This window comes from Croceitalea sp. W27, assembly GCF_055693185.1.
This window is the reverse complement of record NZ_CM146327.1, coordinates 924796-948580: the sequence shown is the minus strand read 5'-3', so window position 1 is coordinate 948580 and position 23785 is coordinate 924796. Positions and strand designations below refer to the sequence as shown.

The 23785-nt window shown below is 37.1% G+C and carries 24 protein-coding genes; 8 read left to right on the top strand and 16 right to left on the bottom strand.

Annotated elements, in window-relative coordinates; genetic code table 11:
* Positions 1 to 240 precede the first annotated feature (240 nt).
* From ACZ1GR_RS04275 to ACZ1GR_RS04235, 9 genes are all read right to left on the bottom strand, one after another.
* Positions 241 to 1379, bottom strand: a protein-coding gene (locus ACZ1GR_RS04275; RefSeq protein ID WP_472610993.1) for an IS3 family transposase whose coding sequence is annotated in 2 segments (ribosomal slippage) — positions 241 to 1118 and positions 1118 to 1379 — 1140 coding nt in all. Because the reading frame shifts where the segments join, the coding sequence is not laid out codon by codon here.
* Between the two features lie 62 nt (positions 1380 to 1441).
* Positions 1442 to 1978: a DUF6090 family protein gene (locus ACZ1GR_RS04270; protein ID WP_472610992.1), complete on the bottom strand. Its 537-nt coding sequence runs from the start codon at positions 1976 to 1978 to the stop codon at positions 1442 to 1444.
* 334 nt (positions 1979 to 2312) lie between these two features.
* Positions 2313 to 2990: a hypothetical protein gene (locus ACZ1GR_RS04265; protein WP_472610991.1), complete on the bottom strand. Its 678-nt coding sequence runs from the start codon at positions 2988 to 2990 to the stop codon at positions 2313 to 2315.
* A gap of 130 nt (positions 2991 to 3120) precedes the next feature.
* The gene (locus tag ACZ1GR_RS04260; RefSeq protein ID WP_472610990.1) at positions 3121 to 4413 is read right to left on the bottom strand and encodes an amidohydrolase family protein; all 1293 of its coding nucleotides are present in this window, start codon (positions 4411 to 4413) and stop codon (positions 3121 to 3123) included.
* Positions 4414 to 4457: 44 nt separating this feature from the next.
* On the bottom strand, positions 4458 to 7412 hold the full coding sequence (locus ACZ1GR_RS04255) for an amidohydrolase family protein (protein ID WP_472610989.1): 2955 nt from the start codon (positions 7410 to 7412) through the stop codon (positions 4458 to 4460).
* Positions 7413 to 7457: 45 nt separating this feature from the next.
* The gene (locus ACZ1GR_RS04250) at positions 7458 to 8504 is read right to left on the bottom strand and encodes a DUF3810 domain-containing protein (RefSeq protein WP_472610988.1); all 1047 of its coding nucleotides are present in this window, start codon (positions 8502 to 8504) and stop codon (positions 7458 to 7460) included.
* A 62-nt stretch (positions 8505 to 8566) separates the two neighbouring features.
* On the bottom strand, positions 8567 to 9676 hold the full coding sequence (locus ACZ1GR_RS04245) for a peptidylprolyl isomerase (RefSeq protein WP_472610987.1): 1110 nt from the start codon (positions 9674 to 9676) through the stop codon (positions 8567 to 8569).
* Between the two features lie 5 nt (positions 9677 to 9681).
* Positions 9682 to 10236, bottom strand: a complete 555-nt coding sequence (gldI, locus tag ACZ1GR_RS04240) for a gliding motility-associated peptidyl-prolyl isomerase GldI (RefSeq protein ID WP_472610986.1) — start codon at positions 10234 to 10236, stop codon at positions 9682 to 9684.
* Positions 10236 to 11249, bottom strand: coding sequence for a DHH family phosphoesterase (locus tag ACZ1GR_RS04235; RefSeq protein WP_472610985.1), 1014 nt, complete (start codon positions 11247 to 11249; stop codon positions 10236 to 10238). The genes gldI and ACZ1GR_RS04235 overlap by 1 nt, the downstream gene beginning before the upstream one ends.
* A gap of 247 nt (positions 11250 to 11496) precedes the next feature.
* Between ACZ1GR_RS04235 and ACZ1GR_RS04230 the strand changes: the two genes are divergently transcribed.
* Entirely contained in the window at positions 11497 to 11916 is a 420-nt protein-coding gene (locus ACZ1GR_RS04230) for a nucleoside-diphosphate kinase (protein WP_472610984.1), read from the top strand.
* Between the two features lie 54 nt (positions 11917 to 11970).
* Here ACZ1GR_RS04230 and ACZ1GR_RS04225 read toward each other — a convergent pair whose 3' ends face one another.
* The 3 genes from ACZ1GR_RS04225 to recF are packed head-to-tail and all read right to left on the bottom strand — an operon-like array spanning position 11971 to position 13764.
* The gene (locus ACZ1GR_RS04225) at positions 11971 to 12267 is read right to left on the bottom strand and encodes a DciA family protein (RefSeq protein WP_377767824.1); all 297 of its coding nucleotides are present in this window, start codon (positions 12265 to 12267) and stop codon (positions 11971 to 11973) included.
* Positions 12267 to 12683 (bottom strand): hypothetical protein, encoded by a 417-nt coding sequence (locus ACZ1GR_RS04220; RefSeq protein WP_472610983.1) that lies wholly within the window; start codon positions 12681 to 12683, stop codon positions 12267 to 12269. Before ACZ1GR_RS04220 ends, ACZ1GR_RS04225 begins: the two co-directional genes overlap by 1 nt.
* A 1-nt stretch (position 12684) precedes the next feature.
* On the bottom strand, positions 12685 to 13764 hold the full coding sequence (gene recF, locus ACZ1GR_RS04215; protein WP_472610982.1) for a DNA replication/repair protein RecF: 1080 nt from the start codon (positions 13762 to 13764) through the stop codon (positions 12685 to 12687).
* Positions 13765 to 13878: 114 nt separating this feature from the next.
* Between recF and ACZ1GR_RS04210 the strand changes: the two genes are divergently transcribed.
* From ACZ1GR_RS04210 to ACZ1GR_RS04180, 7 genes are all read left to right on the top strand, one after another.
* On the top strand, positions 13879 to 14640 hold the full coding sequence (locus tag ACZ1GR_RS04210; RefSeq protein ID WP_472610981.1) for a tetratricopeptide repeat protein: 762 nt from the start codon (positions 13879 to 13881) through the stop codon (positions 14638 to 14640).
* A 3-nt stretch (positions 14641 to 14643) separates the two neighbouring features.
* Positions 14644 to 15126 (top strand): 6,7-dimethyl-8-ribityllumazine synthase, encoded by a 483-nt coding sequence (gene ribH / locus ACZ1GR_RS04205; RefSeq protein ID WP_377767828.1) that lies wholly within the window; start codon positions 14644 to 14646, stop codon positions 15124 to 15126.
* Positions 15127 to 15231: 105 nt separating this feature from the next.
* On the top strand, positions 15232 to 15516 hold the full coding sequence (locus ACZ1GR_RS04200; RefSeq protein ID WP_377767829.1) for a riboflavin synthase subunit beta: 285 nt from the start codon (positions 15232 to 15234) through the stop codon (positions 15514 to 15516).
* Positions 15516 to 17348 (top strand): DNA mismatch repair endonuclease MutL, encoded by a 1833-nt coding sequence (gene mutL / locus ACZ1GR_RS04195; protein ID WP_472610980.1) that lies wholly within the window; start codon positions 15516 to 15518, stop codon positions 17346 to 17348. Before ACZ1GR_RS04200 ends, mutL begins: the two co-directional genes overlap by 1 nt.
* Complete coding sequence (locus ACZ1GR_RS04190; protein ID WP_472610979.1) at positions 17349 to 18083, top strand: rhomboid family intramembrane serine protease; 735 nt, start codon at positions 17349 to 17351, stop codon at positions 18081 to 18083.
* Between the two features lies 1 nt (position 18084).
* Positions 18085 to 18960, top strand: a complete 876-nt coding sequence (locus ACZ1GR_RS04185) for a rhomboid family intramembrane serine protease (protein ID WP_472610978.1) — start codon at positions 18085 to 18087, stop codon at positions 18958 to 18960.
* Between the two features lie 4 nt (positions 18961 to 18964).
* On the top strand, positions 18965 to 19999 hold the full coding sequence (locus tag ACZ1GR_RS04180; protein WP_472610977.1) for an endonuclease/exonuclease/phosphatase family protein: 1035 nt from the start codon (positions 18965 to 18967) through the stop codon (positions 19997 to 19999).
* A 7-nt stretch (positions 20000 to 20006) separates the two neighbouring features.
* Here ACZ1GR_RS04180 and ACZ1GR_RS04175 read toward each other — a convergent pair whose 3' ends face one another.
* The 4 genes from ACZ1GR_RS04175 to ACZ1GR_RS04160 all read right to left on the bottom strand — a co-directional run bounded on the left by ACZ1GR_RS04175 (position 20007) and on the right by ACZ1GR_RS04160 (position 23762).
* Complete coding sequence (locus tag ACZ1GR_RS04175) at positions 20007 to 20630, bottom strand: WbqC family protein (RefSeq protein ID WP_472610976.1); 624 nt, start codon at positions 20628 to 20630, stop codon at positions 20007 to 20009.
* Positions 20631 to 20632: 2 nt separating this feature from the next.
* Complete coding sequence (gene lepB, locus ACZ1GR_RS04170; RefSeq protein ID WP_472610975.1) at positions 20633 to 22336, bottom strand: signal peptidase I; 1704 nt, start codon at positions 22334 to 22336, stop codon at positions 20633 to 20635.
* A gap of 109 nt (positions 22337 to 22445) precedes the next feature.
* Positions 22446 to 23147 (bottom strand): 4-hydroxy-tetrahydrodipicolinate reductase, encoded by a 702-nt coding sequence (dapB, locus tag ACZ1GR_RS04165; protein ID WP_472610974.1) that lies wholly within the window; start codon positions 23145 to 23147, stop codon positions 22446 to 22448.
* Positions 23148 to 23150: 3 nt separating this feature from the next.
* Positions 23151 to 23762, bottom strand: coding sequence for a DUF5683 domain-containing protein (locus tag ACZ1GR_RS04160; RefSeq protein ID WP_472610973.1), 612 nt, complete (start codon positions 23760 to 23762; stop codon positions 23151 to 23153).
* Between the last annotated feature and the right edge of the window lie 23 nt (positions 23763 to 23785).

Below are 23785 nucleotides of genomic sequence, written 5' to 3'. Positions count from 1 at the left end.
CTTTTAGTTTGATGTGGCACAAAACCACAATGAATTATAGCTGTTGTTGTGCTTTCGTTATTAATTATAATAGCATTTTACTGTAGTTCTTCTCTAAGTAATTTTAGAATACGATCAATATGTTCAATTCCTTTTTTTATTCGAACATTTCCGCCATTAAAATTATCTTTGTTAGTTCTCAAAATATTATTTATTTCACTTTCAGTCTTTAAAATATGAGGATCTGTAGCCTTACCTTTTTTAGGACAACTCTAAGTTCAACAATTTTTGGTCAATAATGTTTGTTTCGGGGAAGAATTCTTCCCCGAAACGGTTTTTGTATTCCCGAGGAGGCATATCATTTAATGCCGAGTGCGGGTGCTTTGTATTGTAATCTTCCATCCATTTATTGGTCAATGTCCTTATTTGGTGAAGGTCATTGAACCAGTAGGCATCGAGTACGTCCTCCCTGTAAAACCTGTTGAGCCTTTCCAAGAATCCGTTCTGCATGGGTTTGCCCGGTTGTATGAACCTAAGCTCAACCCTTTTCTTTTTACACCAATCATTGAGTGTCTTGGATATGAACTCGGGGCCGTTGTCACAGCGTATGGTCTTTGGAAGCCCTATTTCCTCTTCCAAATGCCCCAAGGTATCCACTACCTTTTTGGCGGGATAGTTCAGGCCAATGTCCATGGCCAAGGCTTCCCGGTTGCAATCGTCCATCACGTTGAACACCCTGACCTTTCTTCCATCGGAGAGAACGTCGGCCATGAAGTCCATGCTCCAGACCTCATTGAGTTCCGTTGGTGCTTCCAAAGGGTTCTTTACCCTGGATGGCAGTCTCTTTTTGTGTTTTCTCCTTAACTTCAGCCCCATCGACCGATAGACCCGAAGCACACGTTTCCTGTTCCATTTATGGCCTTCTCGACGAAGCCGTTTGAAATACACCTCGAAACCTCTGGTAGGCAGTTCCCGCGCCAACCTCGATAGCGCATCGATCAGTTCGGTGTCGTCCTTCTTGGTATGGTAGTACCACATCGAACGGGCAAGCCCGATAACTTCGCAGGAACGTGATACACAGACCGAATAGGCCTCTTGAAGGTACTTTGCACGGTGCTTCTTGTCGGAAGGCCCTAGAACTTTTTTGACAGTACGTCCTTGAGCATACGAACGTCCAGGCTTACATCGGCGTACATCTGCTTGAGCTTGCGGTTCTCCTCCTCGAGTTCCTTCAATCGCTTCATATGGGCGACCTCCATACCGCCGTACTTCTTGCGCCAATAGTAGAAAGTGCTCTTGTCGATGCCCATCTCGCGGGAAACATCGCCCACACTTCTTCCTTGTTCGTTCTCTTTCAGGGCCTTGATGATCTGGCTCTCGGTAAACTTGCTTTTTTTCATCTGACAGTTAAAATTTAAAGTTAAAAAATTCTAATTTTAAGCTGTCCTATTTTTAGGGAAGGCTACAGATCTTTTAGAACAACGAATTGCCCAAATTTGAACTCTTTTGTTTCTTTTCTTATAATATATATCCAATCATTCTTAAAGGTTTCTTCGATATCTTCAATAGCTTTTACTACTCGTCTTATTTCGTCATCGTAGTATGCTCCAATAACAAATCTCAACTGCTTATTTGAGATGAGGTCAAGTCCTTTCGATTTCGCAACCTCAAAGGCATTTGTTAAGGGTTGAAATCGATCAAATCGTACTATATCAGACATCCAATATTTTAAACTATCTTTTTCATTGGTTGTCCATTCAGATTTTAAAATCTTATCTGTGGAATTCATAGCATTTTCAAAATTAGTCTGTATTGCTTCTAAAGTGAGTTTGTCTTTAATTAAGTTGGCTCGTATTTGCTGAAGTATTTCTTTTTCAAATGCTCGATTCTTTATTTCTTCATTATAATTATTAATAGACAGAGCGATTAAAATTCCGATAACAACAAGTATAATTTCTCCGATTGCGTACTTAAAGTACTTTCCGGTTTTATTTTCCATAAGTAAGTTTTGTCTAATTTTCCTGAAGAATTTTATCATTGGTTATTTTGGGTTCTCTTAATGAAGCACAACGGTATTGTATAAACGCAGTAAGGCCGTTGTTTCTTGAAATTTAATAAAAAAAATGGGGTTTTCCGGCTTGAAATAGCGCACCATCTTCCAATTTCTTTCTGATGAAGCGAAATTAGTTCCGCCAGCACAAGTTAATTTGACAACGATTGAAATGGTGCGCTATTTTGACAATTGTTCTTTAGAATTCCAATCCGGCTTATTGCTTTTATACAGTGTTGTGGTGTCGTTTTTTACAATTTCAATATTATTTATTTGAATTATCTTATTTAGGAGAAATAGTAATTTCATATTTGTTAAATTCTTTTATTTCATAACCATCCAACTCTGATGATTCAATTGCCTCTTTTACTGTTTCATTGATCAGAATCCCTGCGGTAGAAGTAGAAAAAATGTCATAATCATTTTCATAGTAGGCTTTTTTTAGTCTAAGAATTGTAAGTCTTTCACGTTTCTTTAAATAGGAATCCCATTGTTCAATGTTTTTTATTTCTCCTATTTCTAGTTCTTGAATTACTTTTCTCTCTATTACATGGTAATATTCAAATTGACTTTTTGAAAAGTTTAAATCTGTTAGCGCATTATTTATGACATGTAAAACCCAATACTTCTTATTCAACGTTTTATAACTTATTTCAGCTGAATAAAATGTATGTTCGCTTATTGTAAATGTTTTTAACAATTTTTTGAAAATGTCATTTAAGACTAAAAATGAAGCAGATGGTTGATTAGATTCCCAATAATGTATATCAGAAAACCTTACTTTTAGTCCAGGTTTATCATGTATGACTAGTTTCATCTTGGGATTGTTTGACCACATTTTATGTCTAGTAAAATTTTCTTCAAGTTGATATTTTTCAATCATCTCTTGACTTGCTCGAACTGAAGTAGACACGACTCCATCTCTATGAGTAATAGATGGCTCTAATTTATAGAAATCCATACAGTAGGTTTGTTTTTGGTAAATATTATGTTTAGTACTAGCTTTAAATGCACCACAACTTGTTTATATGAATGTAAAATATGCTTATATACAGCCATATAGGTTATTTAACTTACATAAAAACAAAGTTTTATTCCCCCTCATACTTGCCTAGATAGCGCTTCCAAAGTTTGGTTTGGTGGGTTTCTAATGAAATGTTTCTGCCATCTATAAAAGCATGGGTCAATTGATTTCCCCTCATATCTAAAGCATCGCCTTCCGAAATAAATAAAGTAGCACTTTTCCCAACTTCTAAGGTGCCGTAGTTATCTGCGATTCCCAATATTTTTGCCGTATTACCTGTAATCAATTGCAAGGCTTTTTCTTTATTTAGCCCTTGCTGACCTACTTGCCCGGCGTAAAAAGGCAGGTTCCTCGTCTGAAAATTGGAGGCGTTTGTGTTCTGTATGCCCACTAATAGACCACTATCTACTAAAAGTTTAGGCAGCTTAAATGGTAAATCATAATCCTCGTCATCAAATACCGGATTGTTATGGGTAAACTGCACAAGCACAGGAATGTTATTTTTCTTTAAAAAGTCGGTAATCTTATAGGCATGGTAACCACCAACAAGCACAATTTCTTTAGCCCCGTTAGCTTTTGCAGTATTAACGGCATCAATAATTTCTTTTTCCCCGTCTGCATAGATATATAACTTCTGGGTTCCGTTAAAAATTCCCTGCATTGCCGCGAATGCCGGATTCACCTCCTTTGTAGTACTCTTGCCATAGGCCATGGCATTTTTCATAAAGCTTACTACATCATCTAGCTGTTTTTGATACTCTTTATTAGGTCTATATCCCCGGTCTTCTCCCATCCACCATCTTCCTTGCCTAAAGCTTCTCGGCCAGTTTAAATGCACCCCATCATCTGTTTTTATGGCTGCGTCTTCCCAGTTCCATGCATCAAACTGAACGATTGATGAGGTGCCTGAAATGCGTCCTCCAGTAGGTGCTATTTGACCCAATAAAACTCCGTTGGGCCGCATACTTTCCACCACTTTAGATTCCGCGTTATAGGCAATGATGCTGCGCACATGGGGTATGATATCCCCAATTTCATCTTGGTCGTTGCTAGCACGTACCGCATTGATTTCAATAAGCCCCAAAGTTTTTGCAGGAGCTATAAAACCGGGATAAATATGTTTGCCCTTTGCATCTACAACTTTTCCTTTTCTGGCAATTTTATTTGTTGCACTACCTACAAAAGTAAGTTTGCCATTTTCGAAAATTACCAACGAATTTTCTATAAGTTCCCCATTACCCAAATGCGCGGTCGCGCCTTCTATAGTAATGGCTTCAGTCTGAGCAGGAGCTGGTGTTTGTTGTGCTTGAAGCCCAATAAAAAAAGCAAATGCTATAATTGAAAATAATTTCGTTTTCATTGTATTCGTTTTAAATACCTTGTTTTCTTTTAGATTTTTCATGCTTACAAAGTTTCACAAGTGAAATTCTTTTTTACACTCTGCTTAGGACCTTGCATTTTGCCACCTCCAGATTTTTCTTTCAGCATCATATCTATCAACTCGGTCCGTTCTTTTTTAATGGCCAACCGTTTCTGTTTGTCCTGTTCCAAATCAAAATAAGTAGCACCTTCGATCAAGGTTTTTTCGGCTTTGCTATAAATGGACATGGGGTGACCTGACCAAAGCACAACATCTGCATCTTTTCCTTCTTTGATGCTACCGACCCTTTCATCTAAATGTAAAAGTTTAGCCGGGTTTATGGTTACCATTTTCCAAGCTTCTTGTTCCGTCATACCACCATATTTTACTGTTTTTGCTGCTTCTTGGTTCAATCTTCGAATCATTTCCCTGTCATCACTGTTTATGGCAACGGTAACCCCTTGTTTTTGCATAATTGCCGCATTGTAGGGTATGGCATCGTTTACTTCGTATTTGTAGGCCCACCAATCACTAAATGTTCCTGCCCCGGCGCCATGGGCCGCCATTTTATCGGCTACTTTGTAACCTTCCAAGATATGGGTGAAGGTATTTAATCGAAACCCAAACTTTTCGGCAACTTTCATCATCATATTAATTTCACTCTGCACATAAGAGTGACAGCTGATGAAACGCTCACCGTTCAGTATTTCGGCAAGTACTTCCATTTCTTCATCGTATCGGTAGGGTTGACCTGCCTTTTTCTTAGTATCATATTCTTTGGCTCTTTGAAAGTAGTTCATAAAAACCTGTTCCACACCCATACGGGTTTGCGGGAATCGTGAAAAACTTTGCCAGTTGGATTGCTTGACGTTTTCACCAAGGGCGAACTTGATGAACTTTGGAGAATTGTCATAAATGAGTCCGTCCGCTTCCTCTCCCCATTTTAATTTTATAATCGCGGACCTACCTCCGATAGGATTTGCCGAACCATGAAGTAGTTGTAAAGAAGTAACCCCGCCAGCTAGAGAGCGATAGATTTTTATATCTTCAGCATCGACTACATCTTCCATTTTTACTTCTGCGGTACTATTATGTCCAGCTTCGTTAACGGCCAAAGCCGCAATATGGCTATGTTCGTCTATAATTCCTGCAGTCAGGTGTTTTCCGGAGGCATCTATTTCTTTGGCGTTTCCTGCACTTAGATCCTTCCCAATTTTAGCAATCTTACCATTTTTAATGAGCACGTCGGTATTTTCAAGAATACCGGCATCTTCGCTCGTCCAAACTGTAGCATTTTTAAACAGTACACTTTCCGATTTTGGTTTTTGAGCGTATCCATAACCTAAATTAGGGTAGGTAACCGGCATTATTTTTGGCGCTTGTAAGGCATCCTTATTTCGGTCTTTCTTTTCTTCGAAATCTGACTTTTTAATTGCCGTAAATGAACTTTCCGTGCCATCTGGTAATATCAACCTTCCGCTCAGGTTGTCGGAGGCTGCCGTAACAGCGGCGGTCATACGATAAATTTCAGCCTTTTCTTTTGTAGTAATGCTTAAATCTAACCAATTAGCATTATACGCTATTTTTGAAGTTAATTTAAGGGTGTCTTGTTTTACCTCAACTTTTGGTTTGTCACTTTTACCAGATATATCAAGAGTGTATGTTTTTCCCTGTACGGCTAAATCATAAACCCCTCTAATATCCTTTATGTCTTTATCTTCAATAACATTTTTGTTGCCCTGCACCCAATTTTCATAAAGGGTGGTAGATTTTTCAAAAATATCTCCTGAAGTAATTAAAAAGTTAGCGTACGCTCCAGGTTTTAAGCTTCCTAAGCTATTGCCTTTGCCAAGTATCTGGGCCGGTACAGTGGTTAAGGCTTCTAAGGCTTTACTTTTTGGTAGGCCATATTGTATGGCTTTCAATACCATTTCTTTAAAGGCGCCAGGCGATTTTAAACTGTACGGGGTCAGGGAAAAAGTTACACCATTCTCCGCCAATACTTTTGGATTGCTTGGGGCTTGATTCCATTTACGCATATCTGCAAGTGAAACATAGCCCGCTTGATAAGGGTTGGAAACATCGTAGGCTTTTGGGAAATTAACGGGAATTACCAGTTTAGCATTGGTAGCTTTTATTTCAGCGATACGCTCATATTCATTCCCTCCTCCTAAAATTACATATTGTATACCGTTTGCGTCACCGATTTTATCGGCCCTTAGCACATGTCCTTTGTCTTTTGCCTCAAAAAATTGGACTAGTCCCTTATTTTCTAACAAAGCCTCAATAGAACGGTCTTTGGTATCTGAATTGCCTTGCGCATACCAATCGGCATCTTTATAAAATTGCCTCATCAAGGCCAGAGCGCCCATTAACGAAGTTGGGTAAGACTGTCTTTTGGTAACACTTTTGGTAAGTGAAAAAAACTGACCTGACTTATCATCTAAAATACGGTTCGCGTCCGTGCCTTCACCATTTAAAGCTATTAAAACTCCGGTTCCACGAGCGATACCATCATGAATATGAGAATTTACAACTCCAAAGCCTGCTTTACGTAGTTCTTTGGCCGATTTATCATCATATTTAAAACTAGCTATTGCCGCATTTTCTGGCATGATATGGTCATTCCAATAAAAACCATCCCGTTCAGCTTCATATTGGGGAGAACGTCCTCCTCCAGGTTTTCGTTTAGGTTGTTCAACGCCAAATTTGGAATAGACATCGATGAAAGAGGGATAGATGGATTTACCATCTAAATTTTCTACTACGGCATTTTTGGGTATTGATACCGAACTGCCTGCTTGAACTACTTTTCCGTTTTGGATTAGTAAAGTTCCATTTTGGATAACCTGTGTTGGCGTTACATAAATTTTAGCATTAGTGAACGCATAGTAATTGTTGTTCTTTGATTTTACACCATCATTTTCGGGGAAGTAGTCTTGTGCAAACAGGGTCGCGCCACACCAAAGTAGGGCAAGCGTCAGAAGTCGCATTTTCATATTGTGTTAGATTGAATTAGTTCCCCCTAAGGTAGCAGAACGTGCTCACTTCTGCAAATAGGATTCATTCCGATAAAGGGTATACCAATAATTTTTATCGGTATTGATCAATAAGCCTACCACGGCGTTGTAGCTTTGAATTCCTTCTTCTTGATTGTTGGCTTTTAAAAAAGTATTGAAAATAGACTTAAAAATTGGCTCCGTTGGGTTTTGATATTGTTCCCAAAAGGCAGTCAGTTCTCGATAATTTTGCTTGATACCTTCATTAAGTTTGGTCAGCACCATTTCAAATGCTGCTTCATCTTTTTCTTTTAAATCTGAAAGGCAGTAGGCAAGTATATGTGTAAGCGCTGCATATTTAAAATACCGGTCGGGATTGCTATATGTCACTACAAGCCCTATGAAATTTGTTGAGCTCTCTGAAGAATAACCCAATTGGTGACCCACTTCATGACCACTTACAGAAGGTAATCTGAGCTTAGGTATTAGTGCATTTACTTGTGCTTCATTGGTAAAAGGATTTAAATAGCCACCATAGCCCATATAAGTTAATGGAGTTGAATAGAGAGAGGATTTTAAGCTAGGATTCTCGTATTCAAAATTCGGAAATGCTTTTTTAGTAGCAGCATCATAACTTTTCAAGGTTTTATGATAGATTTCTTTATTTGAATAAGGGATGTTGACAGGCTGCAGGCTATCTTTAGTAATCTGCATCTGTAAATGGTTCGTAAAACCAATCATGTCTAAGCTGAAGTTCACTAACTCTTCTTTAGTATATTCAACTTCAAATCCTAATTTTTCATTAACCGGCAGTCTATAATAATTCATGCCCCAAAACAAATGAAATATGAAATAGGCAATGGATAGTGTGTAGCCAAGATGGAGCAATAATCTTTTTGGCTTCTTTCGGAACGATTTCGCGTTTAAATAAATATATCTAATAATTGCTACACCTATCAGGGTATAAAAAATATCGCCCATAGAAAAAGGAACCCAACCGAAAAGAAGTCTCAAAAATTTTGAGATAATCGGATAGATTCCTTCGCTATAATATTTTTCGACCAATTCTGGATAAGCCCCAAACCACTTCACAAAAATTATTTGAGGAATGATGGAAAATGCTAATCCAGTTTTGGCATTTAATTTCACAAGCCTTATTCCGCTATACCGGTTATCTCTAAATCAAATACCAGAGTAGAGCCACCGGGGATTGGACCGTAATCTCTATCACCATAGCCTAAATGTGGGGGTATAAACAAACGTATTTTATCACCAACCTTCATTGTTAACAATCCTTCTCTAAAACCTGCGGCTAAACGGGCTTCAGGGCTATAGTCCATTGGTGTAGGCCCGTACATGCCTTGGTCTCTTCGCCCTGGATTAAGTATTCCAAACTTTTCTGCCAATTCCATATCACTGGAATCGAACAACGTGCCATCTTTCATTAAATACCCAGCATAAGAAACTAGTACTTTTTGGCCGATTTTAGGTTTTTGACCATCACCTATCTCTTTTGGTAAAATCATAAGCCCAGAATCTGTTAATTCAGCTTTGGCTTCTTCAGCTTTGAATTCAGCGGCCAAATCGGATTTCATTTTCTCAAAAGCGGCCACTGCGGCCTCATCTTCTTTGAAATAATCTGTCATTACCTGAACGGCGTCGAATTTTTTGGCTTCTTTACCGTTTCTGATAATTTCAACCTTATTCATAACGACGTCAACTTCTGGTTTGTTCGCCGCTAACACTTTTACATTAGCAATAGAATCGACTACTTCAATACCTTTTACAACTTCACCAAAAACAGTGTGCTTACCATCTAACCAAGGTGTAGGTTTGTGTGTGATAAAAAATTGGCTTCCGTTTGTTTTAGGACCACTATTTGCCATAGAAAGCAAACCTTTTTGCGAATGTTTAAGCGAGTCTACAAACTCATCTTTAAATTTATACCCTGGATTTCCCCTACCTGTTCCAAGGGGGTCTCCGCCTTGAATCATAAAGTCTTTCATGACCCTATGAAAAGTTAGACCGTCATAATATTTTTTGCCTTTTAAACTGTCGGTAACAAAGGGACTATTGCCCTCGGCAAGCGATACAAAATTAGCTACTGTAACTGGGGTTGCATTATGGTATAATTTGACCACAATGTCACCTTGTGTTGTTTGTATGTCCGCATAAATACCATCCGTTAAATCTGCATACTTACTAGATTTACAGGCGTTAAATGCTAGTGCTACCAGAAATACACCGAGAACTATTTTTTTCATTATTCTTAATTTAAATTTAGACTGTCTTTATTTTTTTTAATTCTAATTAGCTGTACACTTGTTTTTATCGGAGTGTTGGGCCCAATTTTATTGCCATCACCTTTGTAGCCATAGCCTTGTGAAGATGGAAACAAAAAAGTGATTTTATCTAATTCTTTCATCAATTTTAAGCCGTTTCTTAAACCGGGAAATAATTGTGATTTATCGATAGCGTGCTGCACCACTCCAATATCTTCTGCTTTATAAATGGTATCGTTAGCTAAATTCATCACTGTGTAAGCAAAAACGACTTCGTCATTAGTCTTAGGAGTGTAATCGTTGTTTTGACCTTCAACTTCATAGAAATACGAAAACCCATATGAACTTGTGATGTATGTTCTAGTCGAATCTTTTTTGATGATATTTTTGATCAACTCTTCTTCTTTGGCCAATAATTTTTTGCTCCGTTCAATAGACTCTTTGTAAAAGCTTGTCGATTTTACTTGAACAGGTTTTCTGGGTTTAGGACCTTCACAGCCCAATAATACTAGTAAAACTAATATGAAACTTAAATATTTCATTATTGAAGTTGTAATTTATAGTTCTCTAAAAGCGATTCGAAATATTTTGTGGTCTCGGCAATAGAAACCTCACTTCTTCCTCCCGCAGCATTAGTATGCCCTCCTCCGTTAAAATGGTTTCGAGCAAATTCGTTTACAGAAAACTCCCCAATAGATCTAAATGATATTTTTATGATACCTTCTTCTTTATTTTCAATAAAAATAACGGCAAAATTAATGCCCTCTAAAGTAAGTCCGTAATTAACGAAACCTTCTGTGTCGCCCTTACTGTAATTGTGCTTGTCCAGCTCTTCTTGGCTCAGTGTAATGTATGTGGTGTTGTATTCTTCAAGAATCTTTAAGTTGTTTAAAGCAACTCCTAGCAAATGCAATCTTGCCGGTGAATTAGTATCAAAAACCTGCTGATGAATTGTCATGTTCTCAGCACCCTTATCAATTAAATTGGCAACTACGCGATGTGTTTTGCTGGTGGTGGAATAGTATTTGAACGAGCCCGTATCGGTCATAATACCGGTGTACAAACAAGTGGCAATATCTTTTGAAATTTTATCGGTACCGTCAAGTGCCTCAATAAAATTATAGACCATTTCACAGGTAGAACTCATATTTACGTCAGAATAGGTAACTCTGGCATAAGTATCTGGTTGTTGGTGGTGGTCAATCATTATAAAGTCAGCTTTTGAAGCTGCTAAAAGCGGTTCTAATTGCCCGGTTCTAGAGAAATGATTAAAATCTAGGGTGAAAATTAAGGTCGCTTCTTCAATAAGCTTTTTTGATTGTGAATTTTGATGTTCAAAATTGTAAATAAGATTATCGCTGGGCAACCATTTTAAAAATTTTGGGTAATCGTTCGGCGCTATAACCATCGGATTTTGACCGGTTGCCTTTAAAAAATGGGCTAAGGCCAAACAGGAACCAATGGCATCTCCATCAGGATTTTTATGTGGTATTATTACAATTTTTTGAGGCTTCGCAAGAAGGGACTTAACAGTAGCGATATCTGTCGAATTCATGCGGGCAAAGATACAATAATATAACAGAGTGTATACTTTTGATAAGCTATTTTGTCACCATTAGATAGGCCAGAAAATGCAACTGCACTATGTTGTTTTCTTGTAATTGGATTTAGTGGGATGTGTAAGAAAAGCTAGTCAATAGTTCATTTAAATGTCAATGAGCACATCTTTTATGAGCTAAAACAAAGCTCATTAATCTTGCATGGCAAACGAAAAAGCGTAATTTTGCGCAAAATTTTAGAAAATGACAGGAAACAGAACGTTTACCATGATTAAACCAGATGCCGTTGAAAATGGACATATTGGTGCGATATTAGAAAAAATTACAGCTGCAGGTTTTAAAATTGTGGCTATGAAATATACCCAACTTAGTTTAAGAGATGCAAAAGCCTTTTACGCCGTGCATAGTGAGCGTCCATTTTTTGGGGAGCTTGTAGAGTTTATAACAAGAGGCCCTATAGTTGCGGCTATATTGGAAAAAGATAACGCGGTCGAAGATTTTCGTGCATTAATCGGTGCTACCAACCCTGCCGAAGCTGCAGAAGGTACCATTCGTAAATTGTTTGCTACCAGTATCGGTGAAAATGCGGTGCATGGTTCAGATAGTGATGAAAATGCCGCTATAGAAGGTTCTTTTCACTTTGCGGGAAGAGAAGTATACTAATACAGTTCTCTTGATAGATATAAAAAGCCATTCTAAAACAGAATGGCTTTTTTATTAGCGTAATACCAATTTTTTAATCAAGTCTTTTCCTAGTTCTTCGTTTAAAAGGGTGATAATTTTAGAAGTTCCCATGCTGAGCTCTTGCCGAAGCACAGACGAAGAAAGCGATACAAATAGTGTTTCGTTTCGTAACTCTACCTGTGTAGTGTAATTATTGACGCCATTGCCCATCAATTTTGCCCAGGCCTCACGGGCATCTACCTTATCTATTCCTTTTTGAAGTTTGTTTTGTTGAATGAACTCATTTAAGGCTTCACCCAAATTCATATGTGAATTGTATCGTTTGGCCATTATTCTATTTTTATGGGTTCGTACCTTTTGTACGTATAGGTGATATCATTTTCGTTAGTGATAGAAAATTGATTTTCTTCTAATACGATTAGTCTTTCATGCCATTCACTTAGGTCGTTTTTGTAATAGAAAACGAAAACACCATCCTTTTCTACCAAGGTGAAAAGTTCTGCGTCATTAGAAGTGTCATAAGTGCCATCAAATTTAGGGTGTACCTTTTTTTTGAATCCCTTCATTTCCTTCAGTTCGATATAGTCTACGCTAGGGTTGACCTTGTAGGTTTTCTTTTGACCATCTGCAAATTCAACCTCTGTAATTTCCCAATAGCCGTTTAGGATATTCAGCTTTTCTTTCGCTATCGGCGAGGTGCATCCGGTAATTAGGGTTATAAAAATCAAAAAAGCAAAATATCTCATATTACAAGTTAAATATTTTGTGACTCTGGTTGATGGTTTTCACCACTTTTTCAGTTCTATCTGCGTGAGTGTCGCTAATGAACAGTTGTCCGAATTCATCATTATCTACCAAAGCCACTATTTGAGCGACCCGGGTTTCATCTAATTTATCAAAAATATCATCAAGCAATAAAATCGGTGTGGTTTTGGCCTGCTCTTTTATGAAATGAAATTGCGCCAGCTTTAAAGCAATTAAAAAAGATTTTTGCTGCCCTTGACTACCGAATTTTTTAATGGGATAGCCATCGATGGTAAAATCGAGGTCATCTTTATGAATACCGACACTAGTATATTGCAACGCACGGTCTTTTTCTATGGAATTGGTTAGCAAGTCACTTAAACTATTTTCTAAAAGTTTGCTTTGATAGGCCAATAATACACCTTCTTCTTTTTTGGAAATATTCGCATACTGTTCTTGAAAGATTGGAATAAAACTTTCTAAAAATTGTGAACGTTTTTTAAATATTTCAGTTCCGAAGGTATGTAACTGCTCATCGTAGACAGATAAAGCATCTTTATCAAAAGTTCTATTGACGGCAAAGTATTTTAATAGCGAATTACGCTGGGTTAGTATTTTAGTATACTTTATTAGGGTTTGAAGATAGGCCTTGTCCGATTGTGATATTACGCCATCTATAAACTTTCTTCGTGTATCGCTTCCTTCAACAATAAGATCTCTATCGGCCGGAGATATTATAACCAAGGGAAGAAAACCAATATGCTCTGAAAACTTATCATAAGCCTTGCCATTACGTTTAATGACCTTCTTCATTCCCTTTTTAAAGCTGCAAACAATCTTTTCTTCACGGTCATTTTTTTCGAATTCCCCGTCGATCATAAAAAATTCGGTACCGTGCTTAATATTTTGTGTTGCAACGGGGTTGAAGTAGCTTTTACCGAAACAAAGGTGGTAGATAGCATCTAGAATATTGGTTTTGCCGATTCCATTTTTACCCACTAAACAGTTGATGGTAGGGTCAAAATCTAAGTTTTTTGAATCAAAATTTTTATAGTTTACTAAGGATAAGCGTTTTAAAAACATAGGTGGTTCGAAAATCTTACGATTTTAAATGATAGCAGCTAGCAAAAATAACGAATAATTTGCCTTTCGGTTTTGGATAAAACCTTTATTTTTGCGCGATTAATAAAATGAAGAATGGCGACATATAAAAAGCGCGGCTTTAAGCCAAAGAATAAAGCGGAAGAAATAGAAATCGATGAACAGAACAGTACTACTGCAGAGGTTTTTAGTACACTTGATGAAAGTGCATCTAAAACCGAAGCATGGGTTTCTAAAAATCAGAACTATATCTTGGGTGTTATAGGTGCTGTGGCTCTTGGTGTTTTGGGGTATTTGGCCTATACACAATTTGTGCAGACACCAAAAGAAGCAAATGCGGCAAACGAGCTTTACTATCCGCAACAATATTTTGACCAGGCAATGGTAGATGAAACCGCAAAGGATTCACTGCTTAACTTAGCTCTTAATGGGGCAGAGGGTAAATATGGTTTTCTAGATATTATCGATGAGTATAAAGGTACTAAAGCAGCAAACTTGGCGACGTACTCGGCGGGAATGGCATATCTAAATCAGCAGAACTACCAAGAAGCGATTTCTTATCTCGAAAACTTTTCTTCTGATGATGCAATTCTTGGAGCATTGGCAAAAGGAGGAATAGGGGATGCTTTTGCGCAGCTTGAACAACCTGAAGAAGCGTTGGATTACTATGAAAAAGCGGTAGCGCATGATAGTAATGATTATACTACACCACGTTTTCTTTACAAAGCTGGTGTTATAGCAACAGATTTGGGCTATACAGATAAAGCTTTGCAGTACTTTACACGTATCAAAGATGAATTTTCAAAAGCTCCTGAAGCTAATAATATAGATGCTTTAATAGGCTTCGCAAAGAAGTAGCATATGGCTACCGAGATAAAAAACTTATCGGTTTACAATAAAGATGAAATCCCAAATGCGAAAAATCTTCGGTTTGGGATCGTTGTTTCTGCATGGAACGATAATATCACTGAACAGCTTTTTAAAGGGGCGTTTGCTGCCCTAATTGATTGTGGAGCTACTGAAAAAAACATTGTCCGTTGGAATGTTCCTGGAAGTTTCGAATTGGTGTTCGGAAGTAAAAAAATCATTCAGACCCAAAATGTAGATGCCGTAATCGCAATAGGAAGTGTGATAAGAGGTGAAACTAGTCACTTCGATTATGTTTGCGGAGCGACCGCTCAGGGAATTAAAGATTTGAACGTAAAGTTCGATGTACCGGTGATATTTTGTGTGCTGACTGACGATACACTACAACAGTCGATTGATCGCAGTGGAGGTAAACATGGTAATAAGGGCATAGAAGCTGCCATTGCCGCCATACAGATGGCCACTTTAGGCAAATAATTTCAGAATCTTATAAAAGTACTTTCTGTTAACATTTTTTGTGAACGGGCGGTCATACGTTTTTTCTATTTTAAGTACCTTTGAGTATATACGGAAAAGGAGTTTATGCGCAAGTTTCTACGACTTAGAGGAAATAAAAGTTTTAACTATACCCCACGCTATTACAAGGGCGAGGGTAATCCGTATAAAATTGAACACAAACTTGATAAATTTCGAAGTACGGCAAGTACTACAAGAGGATTAAAAAATAAATTTTCATCTGCCTTTCAAGACTTAAAAACGGAAGGTGACAGGAACGTAAAAACTCGTTTTCTGGTCATTTTAGGGGTGCTGATTTTGATCTTTCTTTTTATCATCGATTTCGATTTATCCATATTTTATATGCCCTAATGGCGGACATCATTAAACTTTTACCGGATCATGTGGCGAACCAAATTGCTGCAGGTGAAGTGGTGCAGCGGCCAGCATCGGTTGTAAAGGAGTTATTGGAGAATGCTATTGATGCCGGGGCAAGCGAGATAAAGCTTATTGTAAAAGATGGTGGTAAAGCGCTTATTCAAGTTGTCGATAATGGAATCGGAATGAGCGAAACGGATGCCCGACTCTCATTTGAACGGCATGCCACTTCAAAAATTTCTTCGGCCAAAGACTTATTTAATTTAAGAACAAAAGGATTTAGAGGTGAAGCTTTAGCTTCAATAGCGGCGATTGCGCATGTAGACTTGCAGACTCGAACGAAAAACAAAGAAACGGGTACACATATTAAGATAGAAGGCAGTAATGTAGTATCACAAGAAGTCGCGGTTACTCCAAAGGGAAGTTCGATATCGGTTAAGAATCTTTTTTTTAATATTCCTGCACGACGCAATTTTTTAAAGTCGAACCAAGTAGAACTCAGGCATATTACAGATGAGTTCCAAAGAGTCGCCTTGGTACATCCATCCGTTGCGTTTCGGTATTATAATAATGGTTCTGAATTGTTCAATCTTCCTTCAGAAAATTTTCGCCAACGCATTGTTCATGTTTTTGGAGCTCGAATTAATGAGCGTTTGGTGCCGGTTGAAGAGGAAACTGAAATTATAAAGATCTCCGGATTTATAAGTAAGCCAGAGTTTGCGAAAAAGAGTAGGGGAGAACAATTCTTTTTTGCCAATGGAAGGTTTATAAAAAGCCCCTACTTGCATCATGCCGTTGTTGCGGCTTTTGAAGGTTTGCTTAAAAAGGATGTTCATCCGGGTTACTTTTTAAATTTAGAGGTAGACCCTTCATCAATAGACATCAATATTCATCCAACAAAAACCGAGGTGAAGTTTGATGACGAGAATACCTTATACGCGATTTTACGTTCTACAGTCAAACATAGTTTAGGGCAATTTAGCGTGGCCCCGGTTTTAGATTTTGAACGTAATCGAAATCTAGACACTCCATATGCGTACCAGCAAAAAGAAGCAGTGTTGCCAAAAGTGGTTGTAGATAATAATTTTAATCCTTTTGCAGAGGTTAAAACTATAAGTAAGCAAGGTTCTTCTTATAGAAAAAATAGTGTAGAAGGTTGGGAAAATTTATATGGTGATATTAATTCCGATAGTTTTAGCAGTATTGAATTTGAGTCGGATGGAAACACTCCTGAGATTTTTGAAAGTAAAGATGATACCGCCCAAGGGCAACAAATTACCTTTCAATTAAAACGAAAGTATGTTGTGACAACCATTAAGTCGGGTATGGTGGTAATAGACCAGAGTAGGGCCCATCAGCGCGTGCTGTATGAAAAATTTCTTCAGGACATTACTGTAAAAGAAGCCGTTAGCCAACAATTACTTTTTCCGATAGAACTTAACTTTACGAAAAAAGAGATTTCCATATTAGAAAATATAAAGGACAGTTTATCCAGTTTAGGATTTATGTTGAGTATTGGTCAAGATGCCATCAAAGTCACAGGAATACCGAGTTTAATGACCGAGAGCGGCATAGATTTAGTTTTACATGAGTTGTTGCGAGATTTCTCTGAAGGTTACCAAAGAGAGGGCTATTCGCAGGCAGAACAAATGGCAAGAACCCTTTGTAAAAGTTTGTCTATTAAGACAGGTCAATCATTAGAACAAGATTCTCAAATTGCGTTGGTAAATGATTTGTTCGGGTGTAAAGAACCGAACTTAAGTCCATTTCAAAAACAGACATTCATTACACTTTCTTCAAATGAGATTGATACTAAATTTAATTAAATGGGAAGATTAACAGAAGCTATTAAACATCTTATCATAATTAATGTAATATTCTTTATTGCTACGCAATTATATGGTGATCAGTTGTATCTGTGGTTCTCACTGTATTTTCCAGAAAACGAAAATTTTCAACTTTGGCAGGTAGTTAGCCATATGTTTATGCACGGTGGATTAATGCATATTGCATTTAATATGTACGGGCTTTGGGCTTTTGGTTCTCCGTTAGAAAGAGCGTGGGGCAAGAACAAGTTTTTATTCTTTTATTTTTCTGCTGGTTTGGGTGCAGCGGCACTTCACTTGGCATCCAACTATTACTTTTTTAATGATGGTTTAACTGCTCTGGTAGAGGCAGGGGTCTCCAAAAATGAAGTCTTGGATATCATTTCTCGAGGAAAATATAGTCCAGATTGGTATAATATAACTTCTCAAAGTTCTGTTGACAGTATGATTGCAGCCTTTAGTACACCAGCTGTAGGGGCCTCAGGGGCGGTTTATGGTGTATTGGTCGCTTTTGCCTTTATGTACCCTAATGCGGAACTTATGATGATATTTTTGCCGATACCGATTAAAGCGAAGTACTTTGTACCCTTAATTATACTTGGAGATTTAATTTTTGGAGTTACAAATACAGGTACGGGTATTGCTCATTTTGCCCATATTGGAGGAGCGCTCGTCGGTTTTATAATGATGTGGTATTGGAAGAAGAATCAGTTTAATAAAAACCGTTGGAACTAATATGGTGAATGGAGGTATAAAATATCAATTTGCTAGATTAAATATTGCCGAGAAGCTTATCGCTATAAACGTTTTGGTTTTTTTGCTAAACGGCCTTTCCATTGCTTTATTGGGGTTTTCTAGTCAGGGAATTGTAAAATGGTTTGAGTTGCCCGAAGATTTTATCACTTTCTTCACCCAGCCATGGTCTTTAGTAACCTATTCTTTTTTTCATGCTGGTATTGGACATCTTTTTTGGAATATGCTCATGCTCTATTTTACAGGCAAAATATTCTTGAATTTATTTGACAATAAACGTTTTGTCAATGTTTATTTCTTAGGAGTACTATTAGGTGGTCTGCTTTTTATGTTAAGTTATAATGTATTTCCTACTCTTACGACCACCAATACCGCGTTGATAGGAGCTTCTGCCGGAGTTACGGCTGTTCTTATTTTTATCTGCGCCTACATACCCAATCAAGAGGTACGCGTTATTTTTTTTAATGTGAAATTATGGTATGTAGGCCTGTTCTTTGTCTTAGTAGATTTGGTACAGATTTCTTCAGGACAAAATATTGGAGGAAGAATTGCCCATCTTGGAGGAGCAGTTTTAGGATATCTTTACGCAAGACAATTATTAAAAGGCAATGATATTGGTATTGGTTTTACCAAACTGTTGGATAGTTTATCGAATATTTTTAAACCAAAAGAAAAGAAAGCACCTTTAAAAACCGTTTATAAAAATGCCAACCAAAAAGGAGCAAATAAAGCCGATTATGACAAGCAGGCAAACCAACGAAAAATAGATGCTATTTTAGATAAAATAAGTAAATCCGGTTACGAAAGTTTATCAAAAAAAGAAAAGGATTTTTTGTTTAAAGCAGGTAAAGAAAATTAATACTTTGAAGAAACTTTCCATATTTCAGAAGTTTATTTTGTTGTTTAATTATGGTGTCGCTTTTTTGTTGCTGCTATCATTTTTTGCGGAAAATTTACCAGCTGAAAAGTATACAATCTTTGCCGTTCTCTCATTGATTGTGCCTCTAGTGGTTGTTTTGAATATTCTATTAATGCTATACTGGCTACTGAAAAGAAAGCGTTTTTTTTGGTTATCTGCGGTTCTTTTAGTTATTTCCTATGTTGTGCTTTTACCAATATATAAGTTTGGTGAGCCTTCTGTGAAGGCTGGCAAAGGAGATTTTACCGTGATGACATTTAATACTCGCAATTTCAATAAGTTTAAGTCTATTGATAAAAATAATGTAGATAGTTTAATTATAGATTTTGTTAATAAAGAAGATGCTGATATCATATGCTTTCAAGAATTTTATCATGCTATGAAGCGCAGTGATAAGCTTAGTCAGTATACTTATCAATTTGTTGATTTTGTATATGGCGAGAATACCGGAAGGGTTATACAGGCAGTTTATTCCAAATACCCTATTTTAAAAGTCGAGCCAATAGAATTCCCTAAGAGCGCAAATAGTGCTATTTATGCTGACATTTTGATAAAGAAAGATACCCTAAGAATTTATAACTTGCACTTACAGTCATTTAAAATATCCCCAGAAGTCAATACCTTTAAAAATCAAAATTCAAAAAGACTATTTGGGAGGCTTAAAAAGGTAATTAAGCTACAGAAAGATCAAATTGACATTATCAAAGAGCACCACACTAACACCAATCATAAAACAATTTTTGTAGGTGACTTTAACAATACTCAGTTTTCAAATATTTATAACACTTTAAAAGGAGATTTTCAGGATTCTTTTTTAGAAGCAGGTCAAGGCTTTGGCCGCACCTATGATTTAAAAGGATTGCCAATGCGAATAGACTATATTTTGGCAGATGATTCTTTTGAAATTTTAGAACATCAGAACTATGATGTTAAACTATCCGATCATTATCCTATAAAAGCAACATTACGCATAAAGTAGCGATATTCTAGATTTGGTGGTTTAATTTCTGCAAGTAAGAAAGAGAATTTGGACCTTCGTTAAAAAGTAAATCTAATATGCTAACATTTTCTATAAAACCGTGTCGGTCGCCAAAAACCTGATTATAGGTTGGCTGTTTAAATTGTATTTTTTGTTTGGCACTCACAAAATGTCTTAGATCTGTATCCTTTTCAATTGAAACATTATAAGTTAACGTTTTATTATTTTGATTTTCTACTCCCAAACTGTCACTTAAAAAATCAATGGTCTTGAAATTAAGATCTAATAAGTATGTAGTGGGTTTTTCAAAAATTGGCGCCAAATCATCCTCATAAAATTCAAAAAAAGGGGACGTGCGGTAAGCGGTTTGCAAAGTTCTCCAATGCTGACGCTGCCAGTTTGACGAATTATCCAATTTTACATCTTTGTATTTTTGTCTACCCTGGTTTCCGCCCACATGTTGAATAGGTATTGTGAGCATATGTTTACCTTGATCCGTACAGATGTAACATCTGTTTCTATAGGTTTGCTTTTGAAAGTTGTCATTCACTTCCCATACAATGTCATTGTCAACTACAATGGCCATAGTTGCTATATTGGGAAAATAGACTGGATGAAGAATATTTTTCAATATTATTCAGCTTTAGACTTTCTTCTTTTTCTAAAGAAATCAAAAACAAACCATGCAATTAAAAGTCCGATAAAGTATTTGAAATAAGATTTTGGTTCTCCACTTCCACCGACAGTAGTGAAAATTCTATCCCATCTAAACTTCCAATTCGATATTCCTTCATCAAAATTGTCAAAACTCATCCAGATAAAAACTGGTTTTCCAACAATATGGTCCTCAGCAACATAACCCCAGGCACGGCTATCTTCAGAATGGTCTCTATTGTCTCCCATCATCCAATAATAATCTTGTTTAAACGTGTAAGAGTTGGCTTCCTTACCGTTTATAAAGACTTTATTTCCCGTTACTTTTACCTCATTATGTTCGTAATCGCGTATAATTTTTTTGTAGAAAGGAATGGTTTTAGCATTTATTTCTACAGTGGCACCTTCTTCAGGAATGTAAATGGGACCAAAATTATCAACGTTCCATTTGTAATACGCACTTTGAGGAAAAACGTTATAACCAGCTTGCCCTTTGGGGATGATTTCCATAACTATGGAATCAATATTTTGATTTTTTTTCAACTCTTTGACCATGTCTTGGGTCATATTGGCCATTCTTGCTCTAGGAGTTTCTTCTTTTAAAGAAAGGCGTAGCTGTCTAATAATTTCAGGGGAAATTCCCTTTTTATCAGTGTATATGATAGGCCTATTATTTTCATCGGCGCCAACTTGAAAACCGCTTTGACGAAGCAGATTCAACTGATTTTGATTAATGCTGGAGGCGATATATTTTCGACTGTAATCGTCGGCACCAACTTCTTCTAATAAACGGCTAGAGACCCCTTTTTGAGCATAAATGGTATAATCGCTCATTACCTTTGCACGATCTGATAAAACAAGTTTCTTACCATTTATATGCACAAAGCCATCAATGATTTCAAGAGAATCGCCTGGTGTGCCAACACAACGTTTTACGTAATTGGACTTTTTGTCTATAGGCTTTTTAACTCCTTTAGACTTTACGAAAAACTGCTTTACGGTATCTGCCGGCCAACTAAATACCACAATATCATTCTTCTTAGGCGTTTGAAAACCGGGCAACCTCATATAAGGCAGCTGAGGTTTATTTAAATACGACCTTTTTTTAATAACTGGAATGGTGTCATGAACCATAGGTGCCGCAACAGCGGTCATTGGCACTCTTGCTCCAAAATGAAACTTACTGACAAACAAGAAATCACCAACACGGAGTGTACGTTCTAAAGAACCCGTGGGTATTACATAAGGTTGAATAAAGTAAGTGTGCACCAAAGTTGCCGCCACTATTGCAAAAACAATAGAGCTAACCCATTCACCAAGACCTGACCTAGGTTTTAGGCTTCTGTCTTCAATATAATTTACATCCTCTGCATAATTAATGTAGTAGATATATAAGCCTAATGTTAGAATTACCAACCACGTATCCAATAACTTGTTTTTACCAAAACTCCTAATAGTTTCTACCCAAACTACGGGAAACATCAGTAAATTTATTATGGGAATAAAAAGTAAAATCACCCACCATTTTGGGCGATTGATAATTTGCATCAAAACAATAGCATTGTATACCGGAATAGCAGCTTCCCACGCTTTTCTGCCCGCTTTTACATATAACTTCCAGGTTCCTAGAAAATGAATTACTTGTATAATAAGGATAAAAAGAATCCACTGTGTACCGTTCATAAAAAAACTTTTAACTCGATTCTCGAGATTTAAATATTTTAAACCCTGACTTGGGGCTTTACATCTGAGTGCTCATTTTTAGACTAACAAAGATAGGTTTTGTTACGATTTAACTTAGATTTAGCACATCTTTCATTGTAAAGACTCCTGTTTTATCAACCAACCATTCCGCAGCGATAATGGCACCAAGAGCAAAGCCTTCTCTACCATGTGCTGTATGTTTGATTTCTATACTATCCACTGCACTATCATAGCTTATTGTATGCGTACCAGGTGTTTTTCCTATTCTTTTCGCCGTAATCGGAATAGTATTTTCTTGATTATTTTCCATCTTCCAGTTCGTATACTCAGAATTTTCAATAATTCCTTCAGCAAGTGTTATTGCAGTTCCGCTAGGGGCATCCAACTTTTGTGTATGGTGTATTTCTTCCATAGCAATTGAATAATCTTTAAGACCTGCCATCATTTTAGCCAATTGTTTATTCAACTCAAAAAAAATGTTTACTCCTAAACTAAAGTTTGAAGCATAAATAAAAGCACCATTATTTTCAGTACACTGGGCTATTGCGTCATCAAATTTTGAGAGCCAGCCCGTAGTTCCAGAGATAACAGGAACACTATTCTCAAAGCAGCTTTTGATGTTACCATAAGCAGCATCAGGAGTGCTAAAATCAATGGCTACATCCATTTTGTTAAAGTCAATAGCCTTTGTGCCCACATCTATTTTGGCTACGATAGAATGTCCACGAGATACGGCTATTTGCTCTAGCATTTTTCCCATTTTACCATAACCGAACAGAGCAATTCGCATATTTTAAAATTTAATAACCAGCGCCATTCCATAATTGGGTTGGGCCGTGATTTGATTGTAGTCTAAAAAAGGTTTAAAATCCATTGATAAGCGGTCGTCAACATTAAATTGTTTTAAATGCGCATCGACATTTGCATCCACAACGTTTAAGGTATATAGTAAAATAGTCACAAGTAGGGCCAAATCTCGCTGTTCTTGAAATCGATTTTGGGCATCTTCTAAGGCCTCATCGGACACATCAGGATTGTTAATTACAATACCACTGTTATTGATGTCATAAAACTCATCGTCAAAAAAGCCGGCCTTTCTTCTTTTAAACGCATCTCTATAACGGCTATATTCTGTATTGTTGAAGGAGTAAACATATGTACCTGTTCCTATTGCCGCCCATACAATTGGAGCTTTCCAATACCGTTTATTATAAATTTGACCCAAACCCGGTAGAATGGCGGATAAAAAAGCAGCTTTGCTCGGTGCAAGTGGATTAATTTGTTTTTGATAAGTTACTTCTTCTACAACAATTCCCTTTCCTTTAAGCTCTGTGGATAAGGAGTCTGCCTTTTGGGTTGCAATAGAATCCTTTGTGGTTTGCTGCGAAAAAATAAGACACGGCATCAAACAAAGAACAAATATGATTA